This window comes from Paenibacillus sp. Aloe-11, from assembly GCF_000245715.1.
In the GTDB taxonomy this organism is placed as follows: domain Bacteria; phylum Bacillota; class Bacilli; order Paenibacillales; family Paenibacillaceae; genus Paenibacillus; species Paenibacillus kribbensis.
This window is the reverse complement of sequence record NZ_JH601052.1, coordinates 65,245-88,796: the sequence shown is the minus strand read 5'-3', so window position 1 is coordinate 88,796 and position 23,552 is coordinate 65,245. Positions and strand designations below refer to the sequence as shown.

The 23,552-nt window shown below is 46.8% G+C and carries 19 protein-coding genes and 1 pseudogene; 2 read left to right on the top strand and 18 right to left on the bottom strand.

Annotated elements, in window-relative coordinates:
* The 5 genes and pseudogenes from WG8_RS28300 to WG8_RS27090 form a co-directional block, all read right to left on the bottom strand.
* Window positions 1-570: pseudogene (locus tag WG8_RS28300) on the bottom strand (glycosyl hydrolase); the annotation flags it as partial.
* 16 nt (window positions 571-586) lie between these two features.
* Window positions 587-2,509 (bottom strand): heparinase II/III family protein, encoded by a 1,923-nt coding sequence (locus WG8_RS10910; RefSeq protein ID WP_007430229.1) that lies wholly within the window; start codon window positions 2,507-2,509, stop codon window positions 587-589.
* Window positions 2,510-2,707: 198 nt separating this feature from the next.
* On the bottom strand, window positions 2,708-3,709 hold the full coding sequence (locus WG8_RS10905) for a cation diffusion facilitator family transporter (RefSeq protein WP_007430228.1): 1,002 nt from the start codon (window positions 3,707-3,709) through the stop codon (window positions 2,708-2,710).
* Window positions 3,710-4,110: 401 nt separating this feature from the next.
* Window positions 4,111-4,827, bottom strand: coding sequence for a response regulator transcription factor (locus WG8_RS10895; RefSeq protein ID WP_007430227.1), 717 nt, complete (start codon window positions 4,825-4,827; stop codon window positions 4,111-4,113).
* A 33-nt stretch (window positions 4,828-4,860) separates the two neighbouring features.
* The gene (locus WG8_RS27090; protein ID WP_007430226.1) at window positions 4,861-4,998 is read right to left on the bottom strand and encodes a hypothetical protein; all 138 of its coding nucleotides are present in this window, start codon (window positions 4,996-4,998) and stop codon (window positions 4,861-4,863) included.
* 155 nt (window positions 4,999-5,153) lie between these two features.
* On the opposite strand from WG8_RS27090, the gene WG8_RS10890 reads away from it, so the two are divergent.
* Window positions 5,154-6,743, top strand: coding sequence for a multicopper oxidase family protein (locus WG8_RS10890; protein WP_007430225.1), 1,590 nt, complete (start codon window positions 5,154-5,156; stop codon window positions 6,741-6,743).
* A 101-nt stretch (window positions 6,744-6,844) separates the two neighbouring features.
* On the opposite strand, the gene WG8_RS10885 is transcribed toward WG8_RS10890, so the two are convergent.
* Entirely contained in the window at window positions 6,845-8,218 is a 1,374-nt protein-coding gene (locus tag WG8_RS10885) for a HAMP domain-containing sensor histidine kinase (RefSeq protein WP_007430224.1), read from the bottom strand.
* Window positions 8,219-8,332: 114 nt separating this feature from the next.
* Between WG8_RS10885 and WG8_RS10880 the strand changes: the two genes are divergently transcribed.
* Window positions 8,333-8,806, top strand: coding sequence for a hypothetical protein (locus tag WG8_RS10880; RefSeq protein ID WP_007430223.1), 474 nt, complete (start codon window positions 8,333-8,335; stop codon window positions 8,804-8,806).
* 81 nt (window positions 8,807-8,887) lie between these two features.
* Here the strand turns inward: WG8_RS10880 and WG8_RS10875 are convergent, their stop codons facing one another.
* The 12 genes from WG8_RS10875 to WG8_RS10820 form a co-directional block, all read right to left on the bottom strand.
* Entirely contained in the window at window positions 8,888-10,294 is a 1,407-nt protein-coding gene (locus WG8_RS10875) for a 4Fe-4S binding protein (RefSeq protein ID WP_232289082.1), read from the bottom strand.
* Window positions 10,261-10,701, bottom strand: coding sequence for a hypothetical protein (locus WG8_RS10870; RefSeq protein ID WP_007430221.1), 441 nt, complete (start codon window positions 10,699-10,701; stop codon window positions 10,261-10,263). The genes WG8_RS10875 and WG8_RS10870 overlap by 34 nt, the downstream gene beginning before the upstream one ends.
* A gap of 244 nt (window positions 10,702-10,945) precedes the next feature.
* A complete protein-coding gene (locus tag WG8_RS10865; RefSeq protein WP_007430220.1) occupies window positions 10,946-11,914 on the bottom strand; it encodes an ABC transporter ATP-binding protein in 969 nt (322 codons plus the stop codon).
* On the bottom strand, window positions 11,907-12,890 hold the full coding sequence (locus WG8_RS10860; protein WP_007430219.1) for an ABC transporter ATP-binding protein: 984 nt from the start codon (window positions 12,888-12,890) through the stop codon (window positions 11,907-11,909). The genes WG8_RS10865 and WG8_RS10860 overlap by 8 nt, the downstream gene beginning before the upstream one ends.
* Window positions 12,891-12,903: 13 nt before the next feature.
* The gene (gene opp4C / locus WG8_RS10855) at window positions 12,904-13,830 is read right to left on the bottom strand and encodes an oligopeptide ABC transporter permease (RefSeq protein ID WP_007430218.1); all 927 of its coding nucleotides are present in this window, start codon (window positions 13,828-13,830) and stop codon (window positions 12,904-12,906) included.
* Window positions 13,831-13,844: 14 nt separating this feature from the next.
* Entirely contained in the window at window positions 13,845-14,798 is a 954-nt protein-coding gene (locus tag WG8_RS10850; RefSeq protein ID WP_007430217.1) for an ABC transporter permease, read from the bottom strand.
* 106 nt (window positions 14,799-14,904) lie between these two features.
* A complete protein-coding gene (locus WG8_RS10845; protein WP_043890961.1) occupies window positions 14,905-16,629 on the bottom strand; it encodes an ABC transporter substrate-binding protein in 1,725 nt (574 codons plus the stop codon).
* 198 nt (window positions 16,630-16,827) lie between these two features.
* The gene (locus WG8_RS10840; RefSeq protein ID WP_007430215.1) at window positions 16,828-17,763 is read right to left on the bottom strand and encodes an ArsR family transcriptional regulator; all 936 of its coding nucleotides are present in this window, start codon (window positions 17,761-17,763) and stop codon (window positions 16,828-16,830) included.
* Between the two features lie 225 nt (window positions 17,764-17,988).
* Entirely contained in the window at window positions 17,989-19,398 is a 1,410-nt protein-coding gene (locus tag WG8_RS10835) for a discoidin domain-containing protein (protein WP_007430214.1), read from the bottom strand.
* Window positions 19,399-19,434: 36 nt separating this feature from the next.
* Window positions 19,435-20,838, bottom strand: a complete 1,404-nt coding sequence (locus WG8_RS10830) for a discoidin domain-containing protein (RefSeq protein ID WP_007430213.1) — start codon at window positions 20,836-20,838, stop codon at window positions 19,435-19,437.
* 375 nt (window positions 20,839-21,213) lie between these two features.
* The gene (locus WG8_RS10825) at window positions 21,214-22,149 is read right to left on the bottom strand and encodes a hypothetical protein (RefSeq protein WP_007430212.1); all 936 of its coding nucleotides are present in this window, start codon (window positions 22,147-22,149) and stop codon (window positions 21,214-21,216) included.
* Between the two features lie 199 nt (window positions 22,150-22,348).
* Window positions 22,349-23,506, bottom strand: coding sequence for an amidohydrolase (locus WG8_RS10820; protein ID WP_007430211.1), 1,158 nt, complete (start codon window positions 23,504-23,506; stop codon window positions 22,349-22,351).
* Window positions 23,507-23,552 lie beyond the last annotated feature (46 nt).

Here is a 23,552-nt window from a genome sequence, read left to right as displayed (position 1 = left end):
GGCATCGGCTGCAAGCCCTTCCGCGGCACGCAAAAACTCGCCGGACATCATAATCGCGTTCCAGTTGATCATCCGGTTCGGATTTTTCATTTTGCTCATCGTAAAAATGTAGGTCTGCTCCGGCTCAATCCTGCTCAACTGCTGCTTCCAAGCTGTAGCTTGCTCTGGCAGCAAATGTTTCAGGAGCCGGTACGCTCCCATCATCATGATGGGAAAAAAGTCCGGGTGCTGATCCGGCGCTTTTTCCTCCACTACACAAGCGATGCTGTGCGTCAAAGCCGCAGCCGCAGATTCGAGTAAATCATGCCGACCTTCTTTGACCAGTACCGCTGCAGCCAGCGCATAGGATGGAGTAGAGTAATACCGTTCACTTTCAGAATGGGGGTCAATGATAGCTCCGGTTTCATCCTGATGCAGAGTATATGCACGAACGAGCTTTTCCAGCATGGTAAGCTTGCGTTGGCGTGTCCAGCTGTCCTCCACTCGATTCCGTGTGATCTCCAACTGCTCTAAAAATCTCTCCAGCTCCGTCTGCCAAGGATACACGCTACCTGTATGCAGCTTATTCATCCTGTCTGCCTCCCATTCAACATGAAGATTGATTGATGATAAAAAACAGATTGCAATCTACGCTTGCAGAATCGTTCCAGCGATCTGAAGCCAATTTCAGTGATGTTTTATAAAACACAAAGGGTACTCCATCATGATCCATATGCTTCACAGCCTCTACCCTCGGATGCATCACACTGGCATCATAATCCAGCCTGACCACAGCCTTCGTTCCTTGCCATTCCACGAAACCCGTTCCTGTTCTAGGCTGAAGACGGCTGATCAAAAGCTCCTCCACATCCCATGGCTTCGTACGCACGCCGGACGGTTCAAACTCAAAATGATCTGTGACAGTAAGCCTCGCTCCCTCGTTTTCCTCCAGCACAGTCCATACAAAGGAGCGGGTGAAAACCGTTAATTCCTCTACCGGATACGCAGATGTCAAATCAAGTTTTAGCCTTGTGCCCGTCCGTGTCTCCTCCTGCTCATCCACAGCAATATCCAGTACAACCGCCTTTGCCCTTGCACCCGATTGCTGCATGGTCCCATTGATTATGGGCACAGAATGGCCGCCGGAGGAAATGTTGATGATCGACTCTCGTCCCGGTGAAAAATAGGCTTTCGTATACAAGCCTGCTCCCAGATCACACAGCAGATTTTCACCACCGCCATGAAGGATAAAATGTCCAAGATCGTTATGATTGTGCGGTTCATTGTTATGCCCACCCTTGGCTGAAAATGCAAACATTGCGTCTAGTTCAGGCTTTTGTCTTCCAGCTCTGCCATGACTGGAACTATGCCTAAAGCTACGGCACATCAGCCATCCTAGCTGTGGCAAATAATCGACGGCAGTCTCACCGCTTCCAAATGCCGAAGGATTCGTCCATACCAGGTTGCGCAATACGTGTGCCCAGCGACGACAAGGGTCCTCCAGCAGACCAGGTACGTGAAAAGGGAGTGACGAGTGGCCTTCCTGCAAAGAATTCAAATACGAGATGAGTCCAGAGGGCAAGCGTTCAGTTTCACTGCTGTCTGAATAATTGGCGAAAATACCATCCGACAGATGCACCCGCTCCGCAAAGGCGGCGATTTGCCTCACCTTTTCCGAGTTCAGAATATCTACGGCTTCCCCGGTAAACGCACGCAGCATATCAGCAAAATACATGAAATAACCATAGCCGTATACCCAATAGCCAACGCCCTCAGGACACCCTCCATCTTCCCCGTAGCCTGCCAGGAAGCAATCCAGCGCACCGAGCATTTTCTCGATGGCCTCGGCTTTGCCCAGACTGTCTTCCGCCAGCAGCAATGCAGCAATTCCGCAACCGGAAGCGCATACGGCTGCCCAGTTATGGTCCGCTGTCTCCCATTCAAAATGGCGAGGCTGCCAAAACACAGGCTCCAGCACACGGCGCCCGACCTCTTGGCGCACCTGAGCGACCACATGTCCATCCAACTGCTCGCCCAGCAATAATAAAATTTCAGCCAGCATCTGTGCTGTTTCAGACGCGAATAAATCCACCTGCTGCCAAGGCGGTGTCACCGTGTCCTCTTCCCTGACATGTGCAGGAAGCGCCCATGTGTACTCGCGACATATTTCCAGCAGGCCGCTTTCCACCTCTTTCATCCTCCAGGGCTCCGGATCGGCAACAGCTGCCAGCACCAAAGCAATCAGTCGTCCACGCCGTTCAAAGTACACATCCTCATACGGCTTGCGCTCTCCCGTATATGCAAATTGTCGGAACAAGGTCAACGGAAGCTCAGGCCATGGTGTTTCCCAATTAGCGTTGCAGACACGTTCGATGTCCATCCAAAGCTCGGCGTATACCGGTTCAGCAACAGTCGCCCGCAGCCTTTTTGTCCATTCACTCCTTACACTTTGCCTTGCTGTGTCCTGCACCCCGTCAGACAGCACCATAACGAGCCGCGAAGCAGGCCAAGCCTCCTTCAAAAGACTCATTCGCTTTTCCTCCCCATAAGAAGCATTCGTTTCACCTTCTTTTTTTGTTAACGCTTTCATTGTATCTAACAATGAGCCTAAATTCAAAGGGGTAGCCCCACCATTTGGAAAAATAAAAGAACCTCCACGCCACGTTTCCGTGGTCATGGAAGTTCTTGATTAGCGTTCCTGCCAGACTCCGTCTAGGTTTAATTGAATCTATCGTTTCTGGCCTTGAGAGGCCTCCTGCTTCCAGTTTTTAACCCCATCATCTTCTAGAATACCTAATGCAGCATCCGAAATATGAGGATCACGCAGCAAAGCATCCTCGACTCTGAACTTGATATCATCCGCATCTGCCAGCGTCATTCCCGGTGTAAGCTCAATCAGTCCTTCCACGTGATAATAGCGTCCTTCCTGCAAGATACGCATTTGATAAATATCCGTTACATGCGTATCGGCAAGAATAATAGAAGCCACACGTTCTTCAATATCCGGGGGAGCCGATACACCAATCAAGCCCACCATATTATCGTAGCCGACCCGAAACGCAACGCCGACCATCAGACAACCGATAAGAATACTCGAAATCCCGTCCAACAGCTTAAAATCTGTCAGCGATGTGACCACGACAGCCAGCAAGGCAAGCACACCACCCGTTGTTGCTACCAAATCCTCATAAAATACCAGACGGGTTGGCGGTGCAGCACGTCCCACATGACGGAACGCAGACGTAAAAATGCCGAATCCCTTAGCTTCTACTCTGGATTCATGCAGCACTTCTTTCATTGCTTTGCTCCAGACAAATCCGTCAACCACCAGTGACAAAACAAGCACCACTACATTAATCCAAAATCCCTGTGCTGATTCAGCCGGGTGCTGCAGCAAATGAATGCCTTCCAAAGCTGTTTCATAGGCCATAATCGTTACGACAATAACGGCAACCATGCAAAACAGGTTAATCACGCGACCAAAGCCGGTGGGAAAGCGTTTGGTCGGCTTTTTCTCTGCCAGTACACTGCCTGCAAATACAAACATTTGGTTCACTGCATCTGCAATGGAATGCATCATCGTGGCAAACATGGAACCGCTGCCTGTCAAGGCAAAAGCAATTCCTTTAACCAGAGCAATGCCAGTATTACCTAACGCCGCCGAGCCTGAGGACTTATTCCCCTTTTTTACTAGACTCCAAAAGGAGTCCTCTCTCTGTTTCTCTTCCATCCCGTAGCTTCCTCCTGAGGTATACATAATCTGATATAGCCACATTATGTAATCATTTGCTATGTATTATTTTCAACCCGTCCATATTTTACCTAACCATCTGAAGAGAATCAATACAAACTATAATATATATCACATGAAAAACAGCTAAAAAAACATGTTCCTCAGAATCTGGAGCATGTTTTTCTTTAGTATTATTTTTTTCTTTTATTCAACCATAAGTATAAGAGCCAAAACAAAGATATCAGTATGCCGGCGACCACTGTTAATTTCAGCATGGTTCCAAAATAGGATAACATCGGATTTGGTGCATACGCGGTTGCTGACATGATCATACAGGACAAGCCGACGAAGATTATCGAAACAGCAATTGTCCAATCCGATTTATTCATCATTCACCTCTATACTTTAAGCGAGTAATAAGACGAATCATCCCATTTGTAGCCTATTCCCCAAACCGTTTTTATGGGGTTATAAGACAGTCCAGCAAGTTGCAATTTTTCTCGAATGTTTTTGATATGAGTATCAATGACTCGATTTTCTCCCAAAAAATCGTTCCCCCATAAGCGTTCAACGATAGCGTCCCGTTCGAACGTTCGTTGTGGGTGCTGGGCTAATAATTGTAAAATATCATACTCCTTTTGGGTTAAGTCGATGTTTTCGTTCATCACCACTACCTGCCGCCGTTCCGGATATATAGTTAAATCCGGGAACGTAAGCTTCTGCTCCCTGACCACAGCATGGGCTTGATGGCTGGAGCGTCGCAACAATGCATAAATTCGGGCAATAAGTTCTTCCGGGTCCACAGGCTTCACGACATAATCATCCGCCCCTATGCCAAGTCCCAGTACCTTGTCCTTGACCTCACCTCGAGCGGTAAGCATGAGTATTGGAACAGGCGCAATTTCTCGCATTTTCTTGCAAACCTGCCATCCGTCCATGTCCGGCATCATAATGTCTAATAAAACAACGTCATGCGTTTGACTCCTAAAAGCCTTCAAACCTTCACTTCCGTTAGATGATTCGGTTACATGGAATCCTTCGTTACTTAAATAAATGCGAAGAAGATTTCGCATATTCCACTCGTCATCGATCACAAGCACTCTTAACTGACTCACGCCTATTCCCCTACCTTAGTGAAGTCGTTGTCCCTACATCAGCATAACAAACATGAGAACAAGATGCATATTCTTCTGATCCATTTGATTCATTTTTCTATTTTCAAGCACCTCAGACTCTGATCTGCTTACCGAATCTTGTTCCAGCACAAGCAACCAGCTCCAATCCATGCTGATCCCTCTTCTCTGGATGTCTTGAGTATAGCCCTTAATTGTGTGGTTTTTATGAGGAAATTCTTATAATTAAAATTTGTGGTAACTTCATACTTTCCACAAGATTGTGACCTATAATGCGTCTTATTAATAATAGAAGGAGGGAATACGTCATGAATAAAGCTTTGCTTGGAAAGACAATGCTGGGTATATTTGTGCTCAGTAGCATCTTGGCTGGTTGTTCAACAGCTAAAGACGTTAAATCTACAGCAGCTTTATCTAAAGAAACCACGTCTAAAGCAGTATCATTAAAACAAACGGTTAAGCCCACTGAATTAAATGGTGAACTGGCAACCTTGACGGCCGAGGCCAGCAACCTGGAAGTAGAAAAAGGAACGTCCCTCCCGGTTTGGACGTTCAATAACTCAGTGCCAGGCCCGCAAATCCAAATTAAAAAAGGAAAAACCGTAAACATTACCGTGAAAAATCAGTTAACAGTGCCCATCTCCTTGCATATCCATGGATACCCTTTACCTTTTAAAATGGATGGTGTTCCGGGGATCACGCAGAATGCGATTGCTCCAGGCAAGAGTTTTACTTATACCTTTGAAGCGACGGTTCCCGGCACGTACTGGTATCATTCTCATCAAGACAGCGTCAATCAGATCGATAAGGGGCTTTATGGTTCCTTTGTTGTAGAAGATGATCTGGTGAAAGCGGATCGGGATTATACGTTAATGCTAGATGAATGGATGAGTTCAAGCTCGGAAAGTGGTCATGAAGGCATGATGAACATGAGCATGGACATGAACATGCCCGGCATGGATCATTCCTCAACCACAACCGACTCAAGTGGCCAAAGTGAACAACATACCTCTACTCAGCCGGGACATGATATGAGTATGTATGATCTCTATACGATAAACGGCCAAACTTATAATAGCTTGCAGCCGCTGCAAGTCACCCAAGGAGACACCGTTCGTCTACGCTTGATTAACGCCGGGTATTTGAGTCATTCGCTTCATTTGCATGGACATCGTTACCGTATCATTGCTACCGATGGCAATCCTGTCTCTGATCCGAAGTGGGTTAAGGACAAGCTTCTTTCGATTGCCCCCGGTGAACGGGTGGATATTGAATTTCAGGCCGATAACCCGGGAACGTGGTACCTGGAAGAGCACGGTTCCAGCCCAAGGATTTCGAACATGAAGCAGCGTATTCAATACACCAATGAGCAGGGAACAAATGATCAACCCGATCCATTAACGAAACTGCCTACAGTAGATCTGACAAACTACGGAAAATCGCAAAAAGGACGGTTTTCGTTGAATGATGTGTATGATGTAAGTTACACCATGAACCTGGGAACCCGTGAACAGCAGGGAAAACAGGAATATACGATCAATAACAAGGTGTATCCCGACACGGAGCCGCTTTCTGTACAAACTGGAGATAAGGTGAAAGTTCGTTTTGTAAATACATCTGCCAACGATGACCATCCTATGCATCTGCACGGTCACACGTTTCAAGTCCTAAGCAAAAACGGAATTCCACTTAAAGGTTCCCCCGTATATAAGGACACTTTAAATGTTAAACCTGGAGAAGAATATATCGTAGCGTTTACAGCCAATAACCCCGGTGATTGGATGTTTCACTGTCACGACTTACATCATGCCTCTGCTGGTATGGTGACGGACCTGAAATATAATGATTTTCAAAATACGTTCCAACCTGATCCGAACTTGAACAACACTCCTGAATAGTTCCTCAATAAAGCAAATTTTTGCCCAGTACAAAAGCCAGACTTCCTTATCCAGGAAATCTGGCTTTTCATTCAGGCAGCTTTTTTCTATATCATTCCTGTTTATGCCAAAGGAAAGGACAAACGAAAGACGGTCCCTTGTCCCATTGCACTCTCTACCTCAATCGTCCCTCCTTGCAACTGCACTAATTTTTGGACAATGGCAAGGCCAAGTCCCGTACCTCCAAGCTCACGCGAACGGGACTTTTCCACCCTGTAAAACCGTTCAAAAATGTAAGGAAGCTCATCTGGAGGAATTCCTGACCCTGAATCGGAGATCATAATAACCCCGAATCCATTCTCTTGCTGTAAAGTAAGTTTGATCGTCCCCTCTCTTGTATAACGTATGGCATTATCAAGCAAGTTTAAAAGCACCTGTTCCAAGCGGACAGGGTCGACAAGACATCGTGGTATCGTTTCCAGAGCGGATACCAATTGTAATCTCTTTTGCTCCGCTTTTATTCTTACCTTATTTACCGACTTTTCAATAGCTCGCCTTACATCAACGGATTCCAAATGGAATGTAATTTTCCCTTCTTCCATTTTGGCAAGCTCAAACAAATCGTTAATGATCACCGTTAATCGATGAGCCTCATCAGCTATAATGTGTAAATATTGTTGTTTTTCTTCTTCATGATCCACGAGTCCATTGGCCAAGACATTCGCATATCCCTTCAAATAAGTGACAGGAGTTCGAAGCTCGTGAGAGACATTCGCAAAAAATTCTGAGCGTGTATCACGATATCGTTTGAGTTCCATGGCCAAGTCATTAATTGCGCCGGACAATGAGCCTACTTCGTCATGGGAACGGACGGGAAGACGTACTTCCAATTCTCCTTTGGCTATGTTACGAGTAGCCGCTTCCATCTCTACTAATGGAGCAGACAGCTTTTTGGCAAGGATAAAAATACAGCCGAGCGCCAGCAGCAGTGTACCAAAGCCTGCAAAGCCGATAAGATAACGAACAGAACGGATCGATTCTATCATATGTTCTAATGAACTCACGACATAAATCCCCTTGATCGCAGGATTTTCCGAACGGTTAACCGGGATACCGTGCAATAAATACAGCTGATCGCCTGCAGTAAACTCCTTTTCAATTCGCTTCCCCTGAAGCAATCGTGTATTTTCCCACACATTCGGCCAAGCCTGAATCTTTTTCTGTTTTGTAGAAGCGGACATGTCAAGAAATTGACCCTGCTCATTCACTAGATAAATGTTAGCCTCGGAGAACTCGGCCATCGTTTCCACAGCATAGATTCGATCACGAAGCATAACGGATAAGTGCAAAGCTAGCTCATTTGCTTCCTCATGTGCTTTTTTCGTATAAAAGTTGCTGAATAGCTGGTTGATAACCATACTAAGCAAGACCAGAATCACAAGAAACAAACTAAACATGGTGAGACTGAGTTTTAAATAAACCTTATTCCATTTCATGCGATCCTCCTTATCCTGCATTCACAAATTGACCACAAAAAACACATGGTTTCTCTATAATTTCTCGTTACTTTAATAATAAGCTTCAACATAATGTTGTAGGGAGGTAAAAGTGTGACTAAAGAAATAATGAATCAGGCCTTACAAGGCAATGTTAACAGATCGGTGCTGGATGCGCATGGCTACACAGAAATCGTTTTTGAATTTCCTAATAACCAAGAGGTAAAGAAATTATTTGTCAAACGGCTTGCAAACTACGAAGTAAAGAACGATCCTTACGATTATGTGACCAATCCGAATTTTAACGGAGTTGTCTACCCCTCTATTCTTTTCGAAATCTTTATGACACCCAAAACAAACATCCTGGTACAAAAATCAGTTAATAACCAGATTCAATTTAAAGACGGTCAGATTATTCAGGAACAGGCTATGATTAAAATGATAGACTTGATCGTTTACCCTAACTTGAAAAGCGCAAGAAACATCCTGCCAGATTCTCTTTTTCAATCCGTTGCAGCGACTTTATCGCTCCAAGATCCAACAAGTGTCCGGCCAGCATTGGATGAAATGTTTCGTCAAGAGCTGTAACACCAAAGCAATCATGCTTGGTAAACAAAGCAGCCAGCCGCCCCATGGTACGAGGAAGGCTGGCTGTTGCGTTATCAGGAGCTATACCCGGTGGTCCATCGGCAAAGAGAACAAGTATATATTGATTACTGCCAACAAAATCATTAGCGCATAATAAGGCAGCAGCTTTTTCCAGGAAGCCCTATTCCCTATGCGATAAACGGTATAAGCTGAACCGACAAGACCCAGTACAATAACAAGATACTGCATAAGCTGTACAGTACCCACAGAAGCCAGTGCCAGGTCTCCAGTTAATGTATAGCCAAACAAATTACCCGTATTGAACCAAATGGCTTTTCCTTCCGTGAACATGTGGAAAAGATTATGCGCCAAGTGACCAGCCAAGTCAAGCGGAATAACGGCGTAACCAAAACGCACGAAATTCTCTTTTACTTTCTCGGATGTTCCTTTGCGGGCAGTTAATTTCGCTGTCCCCCACAGCATGGCGATTGGAATCATCATGGAAACCACAAAAGCAACCGTAAAATTCACCGGGTAGTAGGTAGTTTGCGTAATCTTGCTAATGACTTTTAAAATATCTTGCCAAATTCCTAACATCGTAAGATTCTGTACAAAAACGATTCCCATAATAACCGCTGCCAAAAATGCATGTTCGGCTTTTGGTTTTTTGATTCCCCACAGCTCTGCAGTCGGCGTTCTCGGGGTAATACGGATGGAATTGTTGGGGCATGACTTCACGCAGTTTCCACAAAGGTTGCAATCCGCACTGTCATCCATTGTACGGACAAATTGAAACATGGGACATCCTTCTGTCTTGCCGTCACCTTTAAAACAGGATTGTGTCTTGCAGGTTTTGCAAACGTCAGGTGTTCCCCGAAGCTCCAGCATACCTGAACGGGAATAGTTGCCCGCCAATCCTCCGAGAAAGCAAAGTGTTTTACAAAAGGTCCTTCTTTCGAAAAATACGGAAGTACCGACAACCATCGTCGTTAGAACAAGAAGCAGATATCCGGAACCGCGCGGCGATTCAATGATCCCCCAAATGTGATCGGACCATGTAATCATGATGAAAAAAATATCAATCATCCATATTCCATATTTCTTTAAAAACTTCGGCATCGGCCTTTCACTGCCAACCAGCTTTCGAACAATGTCACTGATTTTACCGAAAGGACAGACTGCGCACCAGAAACGACCCAATACCAGGAAAATAATGGGGATGGCCGGCCACCATAGCACCCACGTTAATGAAGTTCCAAAATTTCGACTGGGGTTGACTGTACCGGCAACCAGCTCATATACAATCACAGAAAATACGATCATAGCCGCCCACTGGAATATTCCGGGATACCATCGGCTTTTAATAAAGGCTTTTACCAACGGAATATCCAACAAATTATATTTCTTTTTTTCAGGTGGGATGCTCACCTGCTGCGTTTTACTTGCCGGGTTGATCATGCTTGAGCACGTCCCTTCTTCAGTAACCATTTACGACAGGCTCCATAGAGAATAAATGCCGTCATTATGCCTGCAAATGTGCTTAATACCGGAATATTTGGAGGTGTCTCTACTACTTCCTCGCCGTGTCCGCCATGTCCGCCGTGTCCACCACTTTCCGCAGATTGATTAGGGTCAACTGAATCTTCACGGGTGCCCATGTCCATATCCATGTTCATGTTCATGTTTTGGTGTTCCTCCATAGTCATGCTATGGGAATTATCCCCATCCATCTGCATATCAGAAGTCATTTCTTCTTTTACCGGGTTCTGTAGCTCTTGTACCGCCTCGTGCCCTGCTTGTCCATGCTCATCGTGTTTTGTCGCCTCATCTGCCAACGCTGTGCTGACAAACGAGAGGAGTCCAATAAGCACAACGATGATTCCGCATCTTTTCATTCATCTCTTCCTTCCTTTACGAGTGCTTTAATCTGAGTTATTGTAAAAAGAAAGTGTGTAGAAACTGTGTAGAAACTGTGTAGAAATTGCGAGAATTACACGAAAACCCAAAAAAAGATGATATTTCAATACATATTCGAATTCCTCTGGCCACATCAAAAAGCCGTCGAACCAGCAGAACCGCTTCATTGTGATGAACGGTCTGCCGTTTCGACGGCTTCCAATTTTGCTGATTCAACGTTGTTTATTCAACCAAATGGCAAGCTACCCAGTGATCTGGACGAGCCTCTCGATAGAGCGGAACCTCTTGGGAGCAACGGTCAAGCGCAAAGGGACAGCGGGTATGGAACTTGCAGCCTGAAGGAGGGTTAACGGGACTCGGGATATCCCCTTTGAGCAAAATGCGTTCCCTTTTCAGCTTCGGTACCGGAATAGGCACAGCGGACAGCAGCGCCTTCGTATACGGATGCAGCGGATTTCCGAACAGCTCATCACGCGAAGCTGTTTCGACCATAGAACCCAGATACATCACTCCAATGCGGGAACACAGATGCTCTACCACACTCAAGTCATGCGAGATAAAAAGATATGTCAGCCCCCGCTCGGCCTGCAATTTGGCAAATAGGTTAATAATTTGCGCCTGGATGGACACATCCAGCGCCGATACCGGCTCATCTGCGATGATCAAGTCCGGCTGAAGTGCCAGCGCCCGGGCAATGCCAATCCGCTGACGCTGGCCTCCCGAAAATTCATGTGGAAAACGGTCGATATGATACTCCGACAAGCCGCACAGCTTGAGCACGTCGAGTACAATGGACCGGACCTCCTCCTTCGTCGCTAGTCCATGATCCAGCAGCGCCTCACCAATCGCGTCGCCGATCCGCACCCGCGGATTCAGCGAGCTGTACGGGTCCTGAAAGATCAGCTGGATTTTAGGACGAAGCTCCTGCATCCCTTTGGCGGACAAGCTGTGCAGGTCGACCCCTTTGTATTTTATAGTGCCATCCGTTTTGTCCGTCAACCTGACAATCGTGCGGCCCACCGTGCTTTTACCGCTCCCCGACTCGCCCACCAGGCCAAAGGTTTCTCCTTGACGGATGGTAAAGCTGATATCGTCCACCGCCCGCACATGCCCTGAGGTGCGGTTCATCAACCCGGATTTGACCGGAAAGTACGTTTTTAAGCGGTCTATTTCCAATAATGACTCAGCCATGCACAACCGCCTCCTCATATAACCAGCAGGCTGCCTTCTGCTGAGCTGAAACTTCTTTTAATATAGGCTCCTTCACCCGACAAATGTCCATGCAATGCCCGCAGCGGTCATGAAAGTAGCAGGAAGACGTCAGCTCCAGTGGATTGGGCACCTGTCCAGGGATGGAATACAGCTCCTTTTGGCGCTGATTCAGCACCGGCTTGGATTTGAGCAAGCCTTGTGTGTAAGGATGCTGGGGGTGATTGAACAGCTGCACCACTTCGCCTTCCTCGACAATCTTGCCCGCATACATCACAATGACGTAATCAGCCATTTCCGCGACAACACCCAGATCATGAGTGATTAGCATGAGCGACATATGGGATTGGGCTTTAAATTCACGCAGCATATCAAGAATTTGCGCTTGTATCGTTACATCCAGCGCCGTGGTTGGCTCATCTGCGATTAGCAGCTTGGGGCCGCAGGACACCGCAATAGCGATCATGATGCGCTGCAACATTCCTCCGCTCAGTTCATGCGGATAGCTTTTCAAAATCTGCTCCGGCCGGGACATGCCGACCTGCTCGATCAGCTCCAGTGCCCGCTTGCGTGCTTCCTTGCGCCCCAGCTTCAAATGCTCCATTAGTGGCTCAGACAATTGTTCACCTATCGTCAAGACCGGATTCAATGAAGACATCGGCTCCTGAAAAATCATAGATATGTCATGCCCGCGAATCGTGCGCATCTCATTTCTGCCAAGCTCCAGCAAATCAGTACCCTCAAAACGGATGCTTCCGCCCGCCACTTTACCTCCTGGACTCTGGATCAAGCCCATGATCGACATCGCAGTAATGCTTTTGCCACAGCCCGATTCACCGACAATGCACACCGTTTCCCCCGGCTTCACGTGAAAGCTGATATCATCCACCGCTTTAACGGTTCCTTCTTCTGTATAAAAATGAGTGCTTAAATGCTCAATCGAAAGTAAATTGTTCATGGTGTATGATCACCTACCTCTTATGTTTCGGGTCAAGTACATCCCGCAGCCCGTCACCAAAAATATTAATAGCGATGACTGTAGCGAAAATCGACAAGCCTGGCGGTATCCACAACCACGGACGCTGCTGAAAATCCAGCACATTGTTGGCCGCATCAATCATATTGCCCCAGGTCGGTGTCGTGGGCAGCACGCCAAGCCCAAAGAAGCTGAGCACAGATTCACTCAGGATGGCTCCGCCGATGTTCAATGTAGCGATCACGATCAGCAACGGCAAAATATTCGGCAGCAGATGCTTGAACAGCTTACGACGATTGGATAATCCCAGCACGGTGGCAGCCTGCATAAATTCACGCTCCCGCAAGCTAAGCATCTGACCTCTTACCATCCGTGCAATCCCCGGCCAGTTGACCAGACTCAGCATCAGCATGACAATGTACATCCGCTGATCGGGCGGAACCTTCCAGTCAGACAGCAGTGCGCCCATAATAAAGAGCAGCGGCAAACTGGGAATCGTCAGCAGCAAATCAGCAACACGCATAATGATCTGATCGGCGATTCCGCGAAAATATGCAGATACGACCCCCAGCGTAGCCCCCAAAACGACGGACAGCACCATAGAAGCCAGGCCCACCGTCAGAGAAATTTGCCCTGCCTGCATCACACGGGTCAGCACATCCCTTCCCAGCTTGTCTGTTCCCAGCCAGTGATGGATGTTCGGCCCCTTGTTCATCATCAATATATTGGTTTTGTTATCGGCATAGGGTGAAAATAACGGGCCGATAAAACAGAGCAAAAACATAAATACCACGACGAGCAGCCCAACCATAGCCAGCTTGTTTCGAAACAGCTGCCTGAGCGCTTGCTGCCACATCGAGGATTTGGCAGCTGTCCGCAGTCTGCCGCTGCTTTGGCTCAAATTTCTGCTAACAGATGACATTCCATAGCCCCTCCTTACACTTTTACACGCGGATCAGCGATGCGATACAAAATATCGGACAGCAGCGTGCCAATGACGCTCAATATGGCAATCAGCATCGTGAAGCCCATGAGCAGCGGATAATCCCGAAGCGAAAAGGATTGCATATACAGCTGGCCGATGCCCGGCCAGTTAAAAATCTTTTCAATAATAAGTGATCCGCCAAACAGCGCCGGCAATTCAAAACCAACGAGCGTAATCGCAGGCAGCAATGCATTTCTCAATGCGTGCGTAAAGAGTACTTTTCTTTCCTTTAAGCCCTTGGCACGGGCCGTGCGAATATAATCCTGCTGAATCACGTCGATCATATTGCTGCGGAAGTAGCGGGTCAGCGAGCCCAGCCCCAGCAGCGTCATCACGATCACCGGCAAGGTCATATGCTGGAGAACCTCCTTGACATACTCCATGCCTGTAGCGTTACTGCCTGTATTGAGCATGCCGCCCGGTGGCAACCACTTTAGATCAACCGCTGCAATTTTAATCAGATACAGCCCGATAAAAAAAGATGGAACGGACATCGCGGCGAAAATCAGCACCATAACCAAAGTATCGAACCAAGAATATTGCTTGTAAGCAGCAATCACACCAATAATGACGGCGATCAACCAGGTCAGGAAGGTCGATACAATGGCCAACAAGAACGAGTTCCAGATATACTCATTAAACAGAGTCAGCACCGGCTTCTGCTGGGCAAGCGAATAGCCGAAATTGCCATGCAGCGCATTTCCCAGCCAATTTCCATAGCGTTCAAGAATAGGCTTGTTCAGGCCGTAGATTTCTCTCAGCTCCGCCTTTCTCTCCGGTGACAGCTTCAGATTGCCGCTAATGAAATCTCCCGGTGTCATGGCGTACAGGAAAAAAATCATCATCGAAGCGGCCAACAAAATAATAATCATGTACGTCAGTCTTTTCGTTAAAAACGAGCTCATGACAGACTCCTTTCAATTCAGGCTCAGGCTGCTCGATCACAATCCCCATTTGGGAAGCCCCTTGATCCGAACCTGGGGTTCTTCACAAGGGGCCCACATGCCTACCTTATTTGAGAGACCATTCGAACAGATTACCAGCCAAGCCAATGAACGGGCTGACCTTTACATGCTCCATCCGACCATTGTAGGCATACACCGTCTTCTTGTAATTGGTGAAAATGACAGGCAGCTCATCATTCAACAGCACATATAATTCTTTATATACTTTCTTGCGCTCTTCAATATTCGTCGTAGACAAGCCTTTTTCATATAGCTCTTTAACCTTTGGATTGTTATATCCCTTGATTTCTCCATTGACGAATTGTTCGATTCCATCAGATGGATCTGTCAGCATACCTGTCGAGAAGGCGGCCAGATCATAATCCTTCCCTTCTACTTTGGCAACCATGGCATTAAAATCTGCAAAGATCTCCGGCTGCAAATCTACACCAATCGCCTTGTAATTCTCCGCCGCAAGCGCAATAAAAGTGTCTGTCTCCGGACGCTTGGAGGTCAGCAGGTGAATAGACAGCTTTTCGCCGTTTTTCTCACGGATACCATCACTACCTTCTACCCAGCCCGCTTCATCGAGCAGCTTTTTTGCTTTTTCCGGGTCATAGTTATAAGGGTTGATTCCGTCTGTTGTGTAGGACCAGAATATAGGAGAAGCTGGGATGTTGGCTACCGCCCCTGCTCCCTGAGCCGCGTCGACATAAATGCTTTTGCGATCCAGTCCATAGGTCAACGCTTGGCGAACCCTTTTATCCTTCAGCTTTTCATTTTCCAGGTTGACCTGCAAATATCCGTAGGTGCTCGGGGTGTAGGGTAAAATGTTCAAAAAGCCAAGCCCTTTCAGCTTGTCGATATTTTCTTGTGTTGCTGTGAAGGAAGCAAAGTCGGTATCGCCCGTTTCAATAAACTGCCAAGCATCGCCTTCCGCTGTCTTATAAATGAAGTGCTGCGTTTTCGGCTTGCCTTTGAAGAAGTAGTCATTGGCCACCAGACGAACCTCTTGCCCTGGTAAGAACTTTTCCAGCTTGTAAGCTCCGTTGCCCAGAGGACTGCCATGCAGGTTTTTAAAATAATCCAGCTGTCCGAATTTGTAATCCTTTCCATAGTAGGCCTTGGACAGTACATTGTCACCGAGAATGGACAGAGCCAGCGCATTTGGTTTTTCCAGCGTCGCAGAAATGGTCTGCGGATCAATCACCTTGATCCCGTCGATTTGTTTTGCTTTGCCTTCCGTATAGGCTTTGCCGCCTTTAATGTTCAGCTTTCGGATTTGGCTGTCGCCAGGATAGGCCTTGTCATAGATCAACGTCCAGGTAAAAGCGACATCCTCTGCTGTCAAAGGGGAGCCATCGCTGAATTTGGTACCTGGAACCAAATGGAATGTATACGTCAGATTATCCTTGGAAATATCCCAGCTCTTCGCCAGATTAGGCAGTGGAAGCCCCTTCTCGTCTACCGTAACCAGCGGAGTCCACAACTGCGAAATGACGTTGCCGTCATAACCGCTCTGATTAAAATACGGCGTGAACACGCCTGCCGGATCGGTCAGACCAACAATAATCGTGTCGTCTCTTTTTTGGGACACTTCTGGCAACTTGGACAGATCAGAGGCCTTTACCAGACTTGTTAAAGGTTGTGCTGTAGCAGCCTGCTGCGTGTTCTCATTATTCTGCGTATTAGCATGGCTAGCGCTATCCGTTTCCCCGCTAGAGCAAGCAGCTAATAAAGCAGAGCTTGCCAGAAGTAGACTGCTAAGTAGAATAATTCCCTTTTTCAAAATAATCCCCCCGAGTTAATTTAGTAAATTCCGATAGAACAAGTTGTGATTAATAAGATAAATCTCATTATAGGAATCTATTCCGGTTCTGTAAAGAGAGAACTCCATTTTTTATGTAAAAAAATAGACGTCAACTCATCTGGATTCCAAATGACCTGCGTCTATTTGTTTAAAGTGTTAAAGTCCACCTGTGTGGGCAGCCTATTTTCGCTCCATATAGCCCAGGATACTCCCATGCATTTCATCCACGGCTGAAAGCCTCGCGCTGTAACCGAGCAATGTTTCGCCATCAAAATGAGCATGGATGAAGCCAGCGGCACGGAGCTTGAATATATGGTCATGCGTGATTCCCTTGGACAGCTTTAGATGACGGACAATTTCAATAAAGGTTCGCGGAGACTGGCTTTGGTACAAATATTTTAAAATCTTAAGCCTGCTCTTTTCCCCCAAGCTTCGAATCATACGGTATTCCTGTGGGGATAAAAAGTCTTCCTCTTGAACATAAATCCCCGCCGAATAATGACACAGCAGGAGCGATCCAAACCGGTAAATGATATTAATGGGTTGAAAATGGTATTGTGGCACCAGCAACACCCGCGTTAGTCCCTCGGAAGGCTCAAACCGAAAGCCACTGGTTGTACGATCCACCCATTCCATAGAGCTATATACATCCTTCTCCTTATTTCTCCGTTCAGCTTCCTGCTCCAGCCCGCTTAAAATCTTCGTATCCACATGGCGAAAATACTCCTCATACCAGCCGGATAGTAGCCGCAAAGCAAGCCTGCGAAGCCTCTCCATATCGTCAGGCAGCGGGATACCATAGGCTGATGCCTGATCATTCAATTCCTGTGCAGTCCGGCTCTCCAAACGATCTACAACCTCAGCAATATCCCCTTGATCTGTAAGCATGCAGACAAGTCCATAAATGACCTTCCAATCTGCATTGATTTCCATGGGCTCCAGCAATCCGGTCAAGCCTGGAGATAGCGTTCCTCGCACCTGCTCCGCCCATGCAGAAGATAAATCAGTCTTCTTGTAAGCCTTGCGGCAAATAAAGGTGTGCAGGCTGCTGAGCAGCTCAAACACCGGTCCATATGCTACATGTACATCATAAGGAGCATCCACGTCGTGACTCATCGCTCTCTGTCCTCTTTTCTTTCATGTCTAACGTTCATTATACATATTATCGTACACACGTTCATTCTCAATAATCCATGCATACAAATATGAACGATGCTGGCCACATATATCAAGATACAAAAAAAGCCTGATATCATCAGACTCCAACTGTTCAGCTATGAATTAAAAAGGTTGTCTGCTGCATATTGCAAGAGACAACCCTTTGAAATAATAATGTGATGCTTAAAGCTTGTTCGCTGCGACTTTCCACTCTAAAATCCCTGTGGATGCCGAGCCTTGGGATACCATTTCAATTCTTAATTTCGTTGTTTTTACAGGCGTAAAAGTGGTCGTATTATATTGATCTGCCGCAGTGCCCAATCCTTTGGCCTGCTTGACATTGGACCAGCCTCGACCGTTCCAGTACTTAATTTTGTAAGACTTGGGAACATCAATGCCACCCCCGTCTTTGAACCAATATACATCGGTTTGGGATACCGTATGCTCTTGATCAAAATCATATTGAACCCACTGTGTTCCTGTTTCAGGCCAGTTTCCATACACAGCATGACTTCTGTCATTGGAACTGGTGGGATCAAAGCCGTCATTGAGTGCGCTCACATTTTCCCAAGGCGAAGTATAGGATGTGCTGGACTTTGCAGCTCGCGCAATGTTCACGTTTTCATCAGGTGATGTATCGATGGGACCCTCGTCGCCGTTAGTCACGCTTGGAAAACGGGAAGTATCTTTTTTGAGCTGACTCCAGGTATAACGCAGCATCCAGATATCCCAGTCCGTGATATGATCGGAATTGCCGGCCCACATAATGGTGTTCGTTGGGAAGCCACCTGGTGGACGCTCGTGTTCTTCATAAAAATCGTTTAATCCAAAGCCATGTCCAATTTCATGTTCGGTAATCTCAATCTCATCAGCGTTCACCGTGTTCAGAACGTATTCATCATTCATACGTTGTCCCCAGTCACCGCCGGCTCCCCCACCGAAATTTTCTGTAGCCCAAAGGTACATATCAAAACGTTTATCCAATCCATCCGGATACGAATAGTTCGGGTCCGAAAAATGCTCAAATCGGGATATTTCATTAGGCGCAACCGGAAGTGCAGCAGGAATTCCCGGTTGTTCGGAAGCTAACACATCTGTAATGGTATCCGTATAAATGACCTCGTCAGGCTGCTTGTCCAGCAGCAATGAAGGATTGGCAACAGCCCAGCCTACCACTTTTACTTTAATATTCTTGTAGGGCCAGCCATCATATCCCTGGAGATGCTCTGTCCAATGGTTCATCTGACGATCTAGCATTCTAGCAATATCCTGGCGTTGCTTCAGTGTAACAGGCTTGGAAGATTGCCAACGCACTACATAGTTTAGCGTTCCTTTTCCCGCAAAAATTTGATCAAAAATCAAATTTTTACGGTTAGTCGAGCCTTCGGTCAGCATTCTATTCTTCCAAACCCACTCCACTGATGATTTGAGATAAGCTGGCATATCAGCCAATGTCGAATCACCCGTTGCCGCAACCACGGCATTCTCATTTATATGCGCATCCGCAGATACAAAGCTAGCATTTCCCATCAGTAAGGAGCTAGCAATCACCACAGAAAATGAAGCCGCCATCATTCCTTTTTTCTTCAACATTCGTTTCCCTCCATATCATTTCAAAATATTACTTAATTAATTAGCCGCGACTTTCCACTCTAAAATCCCTGTGGATGCCGAACCTTGGGATACCATTTCAATCCTTAATTTCGTTGTTTTTACAGGCGTAAAAGTGGTCGTATTATATTGATCTGCCGCAGTTCCCAATCCTTTGGCCTGCTTGACATTGGACCAGCTTCGACCGTTCCAGTACTTAATCTTGTAAGACTTGGGAACATCAATGCCACCCCCGTCTTTGAACCAATATACATCGGTTTGGGATACCGTATGCTCTTGATCAAAATCATATTGAACCCATTGTGTTCCCGTTTCAGGCCAGTTTCCGTACACGGCATGACTTCTGTCATTGGAGCTGGTAGGATCAAAGCCGTCATTGAGTGCGCTCACATTTTCCCAAGGCGAAGTATAGGAAGTGCTGGCCTTGGCAGCTCGTGCAATGTTTACGTTTTCATCAGGTGATGTATCAATCGGCCCCTCATGATCTCTAGGCGTATTTGGGAAACGGGAAGTATCTTTTTTGAGCTGGCTCCAGGTATAACGCAGCATCCAGATATCCCAGTCTGTGATATGGTCGGAATCACCAGCCCACATAATGGTGTTGGTTGGGAAGCCACCCGGTGGACGCTCGTGTTCTTCATAAAAATCAGTTAAGCCAAAGCCATGTCCAATTTCATGTTCCGTGATGTGAATCTCATCCGCATTCAAGGTGCTAAAAAGATAATCATCATTCACACGTTGGCCCCAATCCTGACCGGTACCTCCTACAAAATTTTCAGTTACCCACAAATACATATCAAAGCGTTTATCATATCCACCTGGATACGAATAGTTCGGGTCCCAATAGTGCTCATATCTGGACAAGGCTGCAGGCGCAACCGGGAGTACAGCGGGAATTTCCGGTTTTTCGGAAGCTAACTCATCTCTAGTTGTTTCCGTATATACGACCTCGTCCGGCTGCTTGTCCAATAGCAATGAAGGATCAGCTACAGCCCAGCCTACCACTTTTACTTTAATCTCCTTGTAGGGCCAGCCATCATATCCCTGGAGATGCTCTGTCCAATGGTTCATCTGACGACCTAGCATTCTAGCAATATCCTGGCGCTGTTGCAGCGTAACCGGCTTGGAAGATTGCCAGCGTACAACATAATTAAGAGTCCCTTTTCCCGCATCAATTTGATCGAAAATCGTGTTGTTGCGAGCCGTCGAGCCTTCGGTCAGCATTCTATTCTTCCAAACCCACTCCACCGATGATTTGAGATAAGCTGGCATATCAGCCAGTGTCGAATCACCCGTTGCAGCAGCCACCGCACTCCTGTTTTCTGAAGAAGCCGCGGATAGCATCGTAGCATTTCCCATCAGTAATGAACTGGCGATCACGACTGAAAAAGAAGCCATCATCATTCCTTTTCTGCTCAACATGCATAGACCTCCATATTTATTTGAATGAATACGGTAGATTGCCTGGAACAATTAACTCTATCACATCACCTCTTTTGCGTATTTATGTATTGATCTATAAGATCAACGATAATCTATCAATCCTCCTTGTCGTTTTTTGTAAATAATCACAAACTATATTATCACTGGAATATTGCATCGTCAATATTTTCCTTAATGATTTAAATTAGGTATTTTGATCGTATATTGGAACGATATCATCGCTTCTTATGCAAAAAACAGGTATTTTATAAAAAATGAAAAACCGCTCCTTCACTAAAATCAATTCATCACAGAATTTGATTTTGGAAGAAACGGTCCTGTTGATCAGCTTTTCTGCGCTATTCCAAGAATCTTTTATCGGTTAGGAAAACGAGAAGTATCCTTCTTGACCTGACTCCAGGTATAGCGCAACATCCAGGTATCCCATTCTGTTATTTTGGAAGAATTTCCTGCCCACATAATTGTGGGTGTCGGGAACCCGCCAGGTGGACGGTCATTTTCTTCATAGAAATCAGGCAGGCCAAATCCATGACCCATTTCATGCTCTGTGATATGGACTTCATCAGCGTTCAGGGTGCTCAGGATATAATCATCAGACATGCGTTGTCCCCAGTCACCACCGGCCCCACCGCCGAAATTAGCCGTTCCCCACAGATACATATCAAACCGCTTGTCCAATCCGCCGGGATAAGCATAGTTGGGATCATTAAAATGTTCAAATCGGGACAGTGCGTCAGGCGCAACTGGGAGTTTAGCAGGAATGCTTGGATTTGATTTGCTTAAATCATCTATAATGGTATCCGTGTAAACGATTTCATTAGATTGTTTGTTAAGGATTTGTGACGGGTTCGCAACAGCCCAGCCTACGATTTTGACAGTAATATTGTTATAAGGCCAGCCATCATACCCTTTCAGCTGCTTGTTCCAGTTATTGACTTGACGGCTCAGCATAGAAGCCATATCTTTGCGCTGCTGAAGAGTGATATTTTTGGGAGATTGCCAGCGGACAACATAATTTAACGTCCCTTTTCCCGCATAAATCTGATCAAAAATCAAGTTTTTACGGTTGGTTGAGCCTTCCTTAACCATTCTATTCTTCCAAACCCATTCTACCGATGGCTTAAATTTTGCAGGTATATCGGCAGCGGCCAAGCTAATGCTCGTGGACTCAATATCGGAAGCGCTTTCCAAATCAGGGGCCGCTGAGCCTATATTAGCCCCGCCAACCAGTAAAGAAGCTGCCACTACCAATGAAAAAGAAGCCATCATCATTCCTTTTTTCTTCGGCATTTCTTCAACCTCCATCACCTGTGATTTTTTGATAATCATACTTGGAAATAACAACCCTATTATTCTCGTATACTATTTCACCCACTCTCAATTTGAATAAAATAACATTTTTATAGTATCACTGGAATAACAAATCGTCAATTAAAAAAACCCCTCTTTGCAAAGAGGGGACAAATATCGAAGGAGTAGACTCTCCTCCCTACTCTATGGATACCAATGCCGATTCTGCCAGTGATGCCAGCAGCTTCGCCGTTCCCGGCAGTGCGCGTTCGTCCAGGTCAAAAGCCGGATGATGCCATTCCTGGCTGCCCGAAGTGCCAACAAAAACGAACACACCGGGGATACTTTTCTGGTAAAGCCCAAAATCCTCGCTCGCCGAAGACGGCACGGGGCGAACAACCTCCAGGCCGGCAGCGCTGGCTGCCTGCTCCGCAATGACAGCCAGCGGCCCGTCATTCAGCACAGGCGGCGGACCTTCAATCCAGCGGATGGTCGCTTTCGTGGAAAAAGCATCGGCAACACCTTTGACGACCTGCTCGAAGCGCTCAGCCACCTGTGCACGCACGTTTTCGTCAAATGTCCGAATGGTGCCGTCCAGATAGGCACGGTCCGGGATGATGTTCCAGGCGTTGCCACTGTGCAGCTTCGTAACACTAATCACTGCGCTGTCCAGCGAGTTGACGTTGCGGCTCACAATCGATTGCAGGGCCGTAATGATATGTGATGAAACCACAATCGGATCAATCCCTGCATGTGGAACGGCTGCATGCGTGCTCAGCCCCTCCACCTCAATGTAAAAGCCGTCCGCCGCTGCCATTAGCGGACCTTCCTTGATCCCGACTGTGCCTACTGGCAAGTCCGGCTTATTATGCAGGCCGAATATGGCCTGCACGCCTGCCAGTGCACCGCTGTCCAGCACTTGGGCTGCGCCCTTGGCCTTTTCCTCGGCTGGCTGAAACACCAGCCGAACCGTACCTTTCAGCTCCTGTTCCCGCTGTTTTAACAATACAGCAGCCCCGAAGAGGGAAGCTGTATGAAAATCATGCCCACAGGCATGCATTTTGCCCGGATGCACCGAGGCATAGACCAATCCCGTCTCCTCCTGAATCGGCAGCGCATCAATATCCGCTCGAAGCGCCACAAGCGGCCCCTCCTGCTGCCCGCCGATTTCTGCCACCAGTCCGGTGCGCAGTGGCACATCCAGAATGGCTATGTTCTGTTCTTCCAGCAGACGGCGGATATAGGCGGTCGTTTCAACTTCCTCATTCGACAGCTCGGGATTTTGATGAAGATGGCGACGAATGTCCACCAGCTTCTGCTCCAAAACCTGCTCCTTGGTCCCGATTGATTCGCTCATTCCTATTCCTCCTTCGTGAATCCAGAATAGTGGCAGCCTTTTCAAG

Coding starts and splice junctions, on each gene's coding strand:
- WG8_RS10875 (WP_232289082.1), bottom strand. CDS start 10,294: ATGGTTACTGAAGAAGGGACGTGCTCAAGCATGATCAACCCGGCAAGT.
- WG8_RS10870 (WP_007430221.1), bottom strand. CDS start 10,701: ATGAAAAGATGCGGAATCATCGTTGTGCTTATTGGACTCCTCTCGTTT.
- WG8_RS10885 (WP_007430224.1), bottom strand. CDS start 8,218: ATGAAATGGAATAAGGTTTATTTAAAACTCAGTCTCACCATGTTTAGT.
- WG8_RS10830 (WP_007430213.1), bottom strand. CDS start 20,838: ATGTTGAGCAGAAAAGGAATGATGATGGCTTCTTTTTCAGTCGTGATC.
- WG8_RS10890 (WP_007430225.1), top strand. CDS start 5,154: ATGAATAAAGCTTTGCTTGGAAAGACAATGCTGGGTATATTTGTGCTC.
- WG8_RS10865 (WP_007430220.1), bottom strand. CDS start 11,914: ATGGCTGAGTCATTATTGGAAATAGACCGCTTAAAAACGTACTTTCCG.
- WG8_RS10860 (WP_007430219.1), bottom strand. CDS start 12,890: ATGAACAATTTACTTTCGATTGAGCATTTAAGCACTCATTTTTATACA.
- WG8_RS10840 (WP_007430215.1), bottom strand. CDS start 17,763: ATGAGTCACGACGTGGATGCTCCTTATGATGTACATGTAGCATATGGA.
- WG8_RS10905 (WP_007430228.1), bottom strand. CDS start 3,709: ATGGAAGAGAAACAGAGAGAGGACTCCTTTTGGAGTCTAGTAAAAAAG.
- WG8_RS10820 (WP_007430211.1), bottom strand. CDS start 23,506: ATGAGCGAATCAATCGGGACCAAGGAGCAGGTTTTGGAGCAGAAGCTG.
- WG8_RS10850 (WP_007430217.1), bottom strand. CDS start 14,798: ATGAGCTCGTTTTTAACGAAAAGACTGACGTACATGATTATTATTTTG.
- opp4C (WP_007430218.1), bottom strand. CDS start 13,830: ATGTCATCTGTTAGCAGAAATTTGAGCCAAAGCAGCGGCAGACTGCGG.
- WG8_RS10910 (WP_007430229.1), bottom strand. CDS start 2,509: ATGAGTCTTTTGAAGGAGGCTTGGCCTGCTTCGCGGCTCGTTATGGTG.
- WG8_RS27090 (WP_007430226.1), bottom strand. CDS start 4,998: ATGGATTGGAGCTGGTTGCTTGTGCTGGAACAAGATTCGGTAAGCAGA.
- WG8_RS10825 (WP_007430212.1), bottom strand. CDS start 22,149: ATGCCGAAGAAAAAAGGAATGATGATGGCTTCTTTTTCATTGGTAGTG.
- WG8_RS10835 (WP_007430214.1), bottom strand. CDS start 19,398: ATGTTGAAGAAAAAAGGAATGATGGCGGCTTCATTTTCTGTGGTGATT.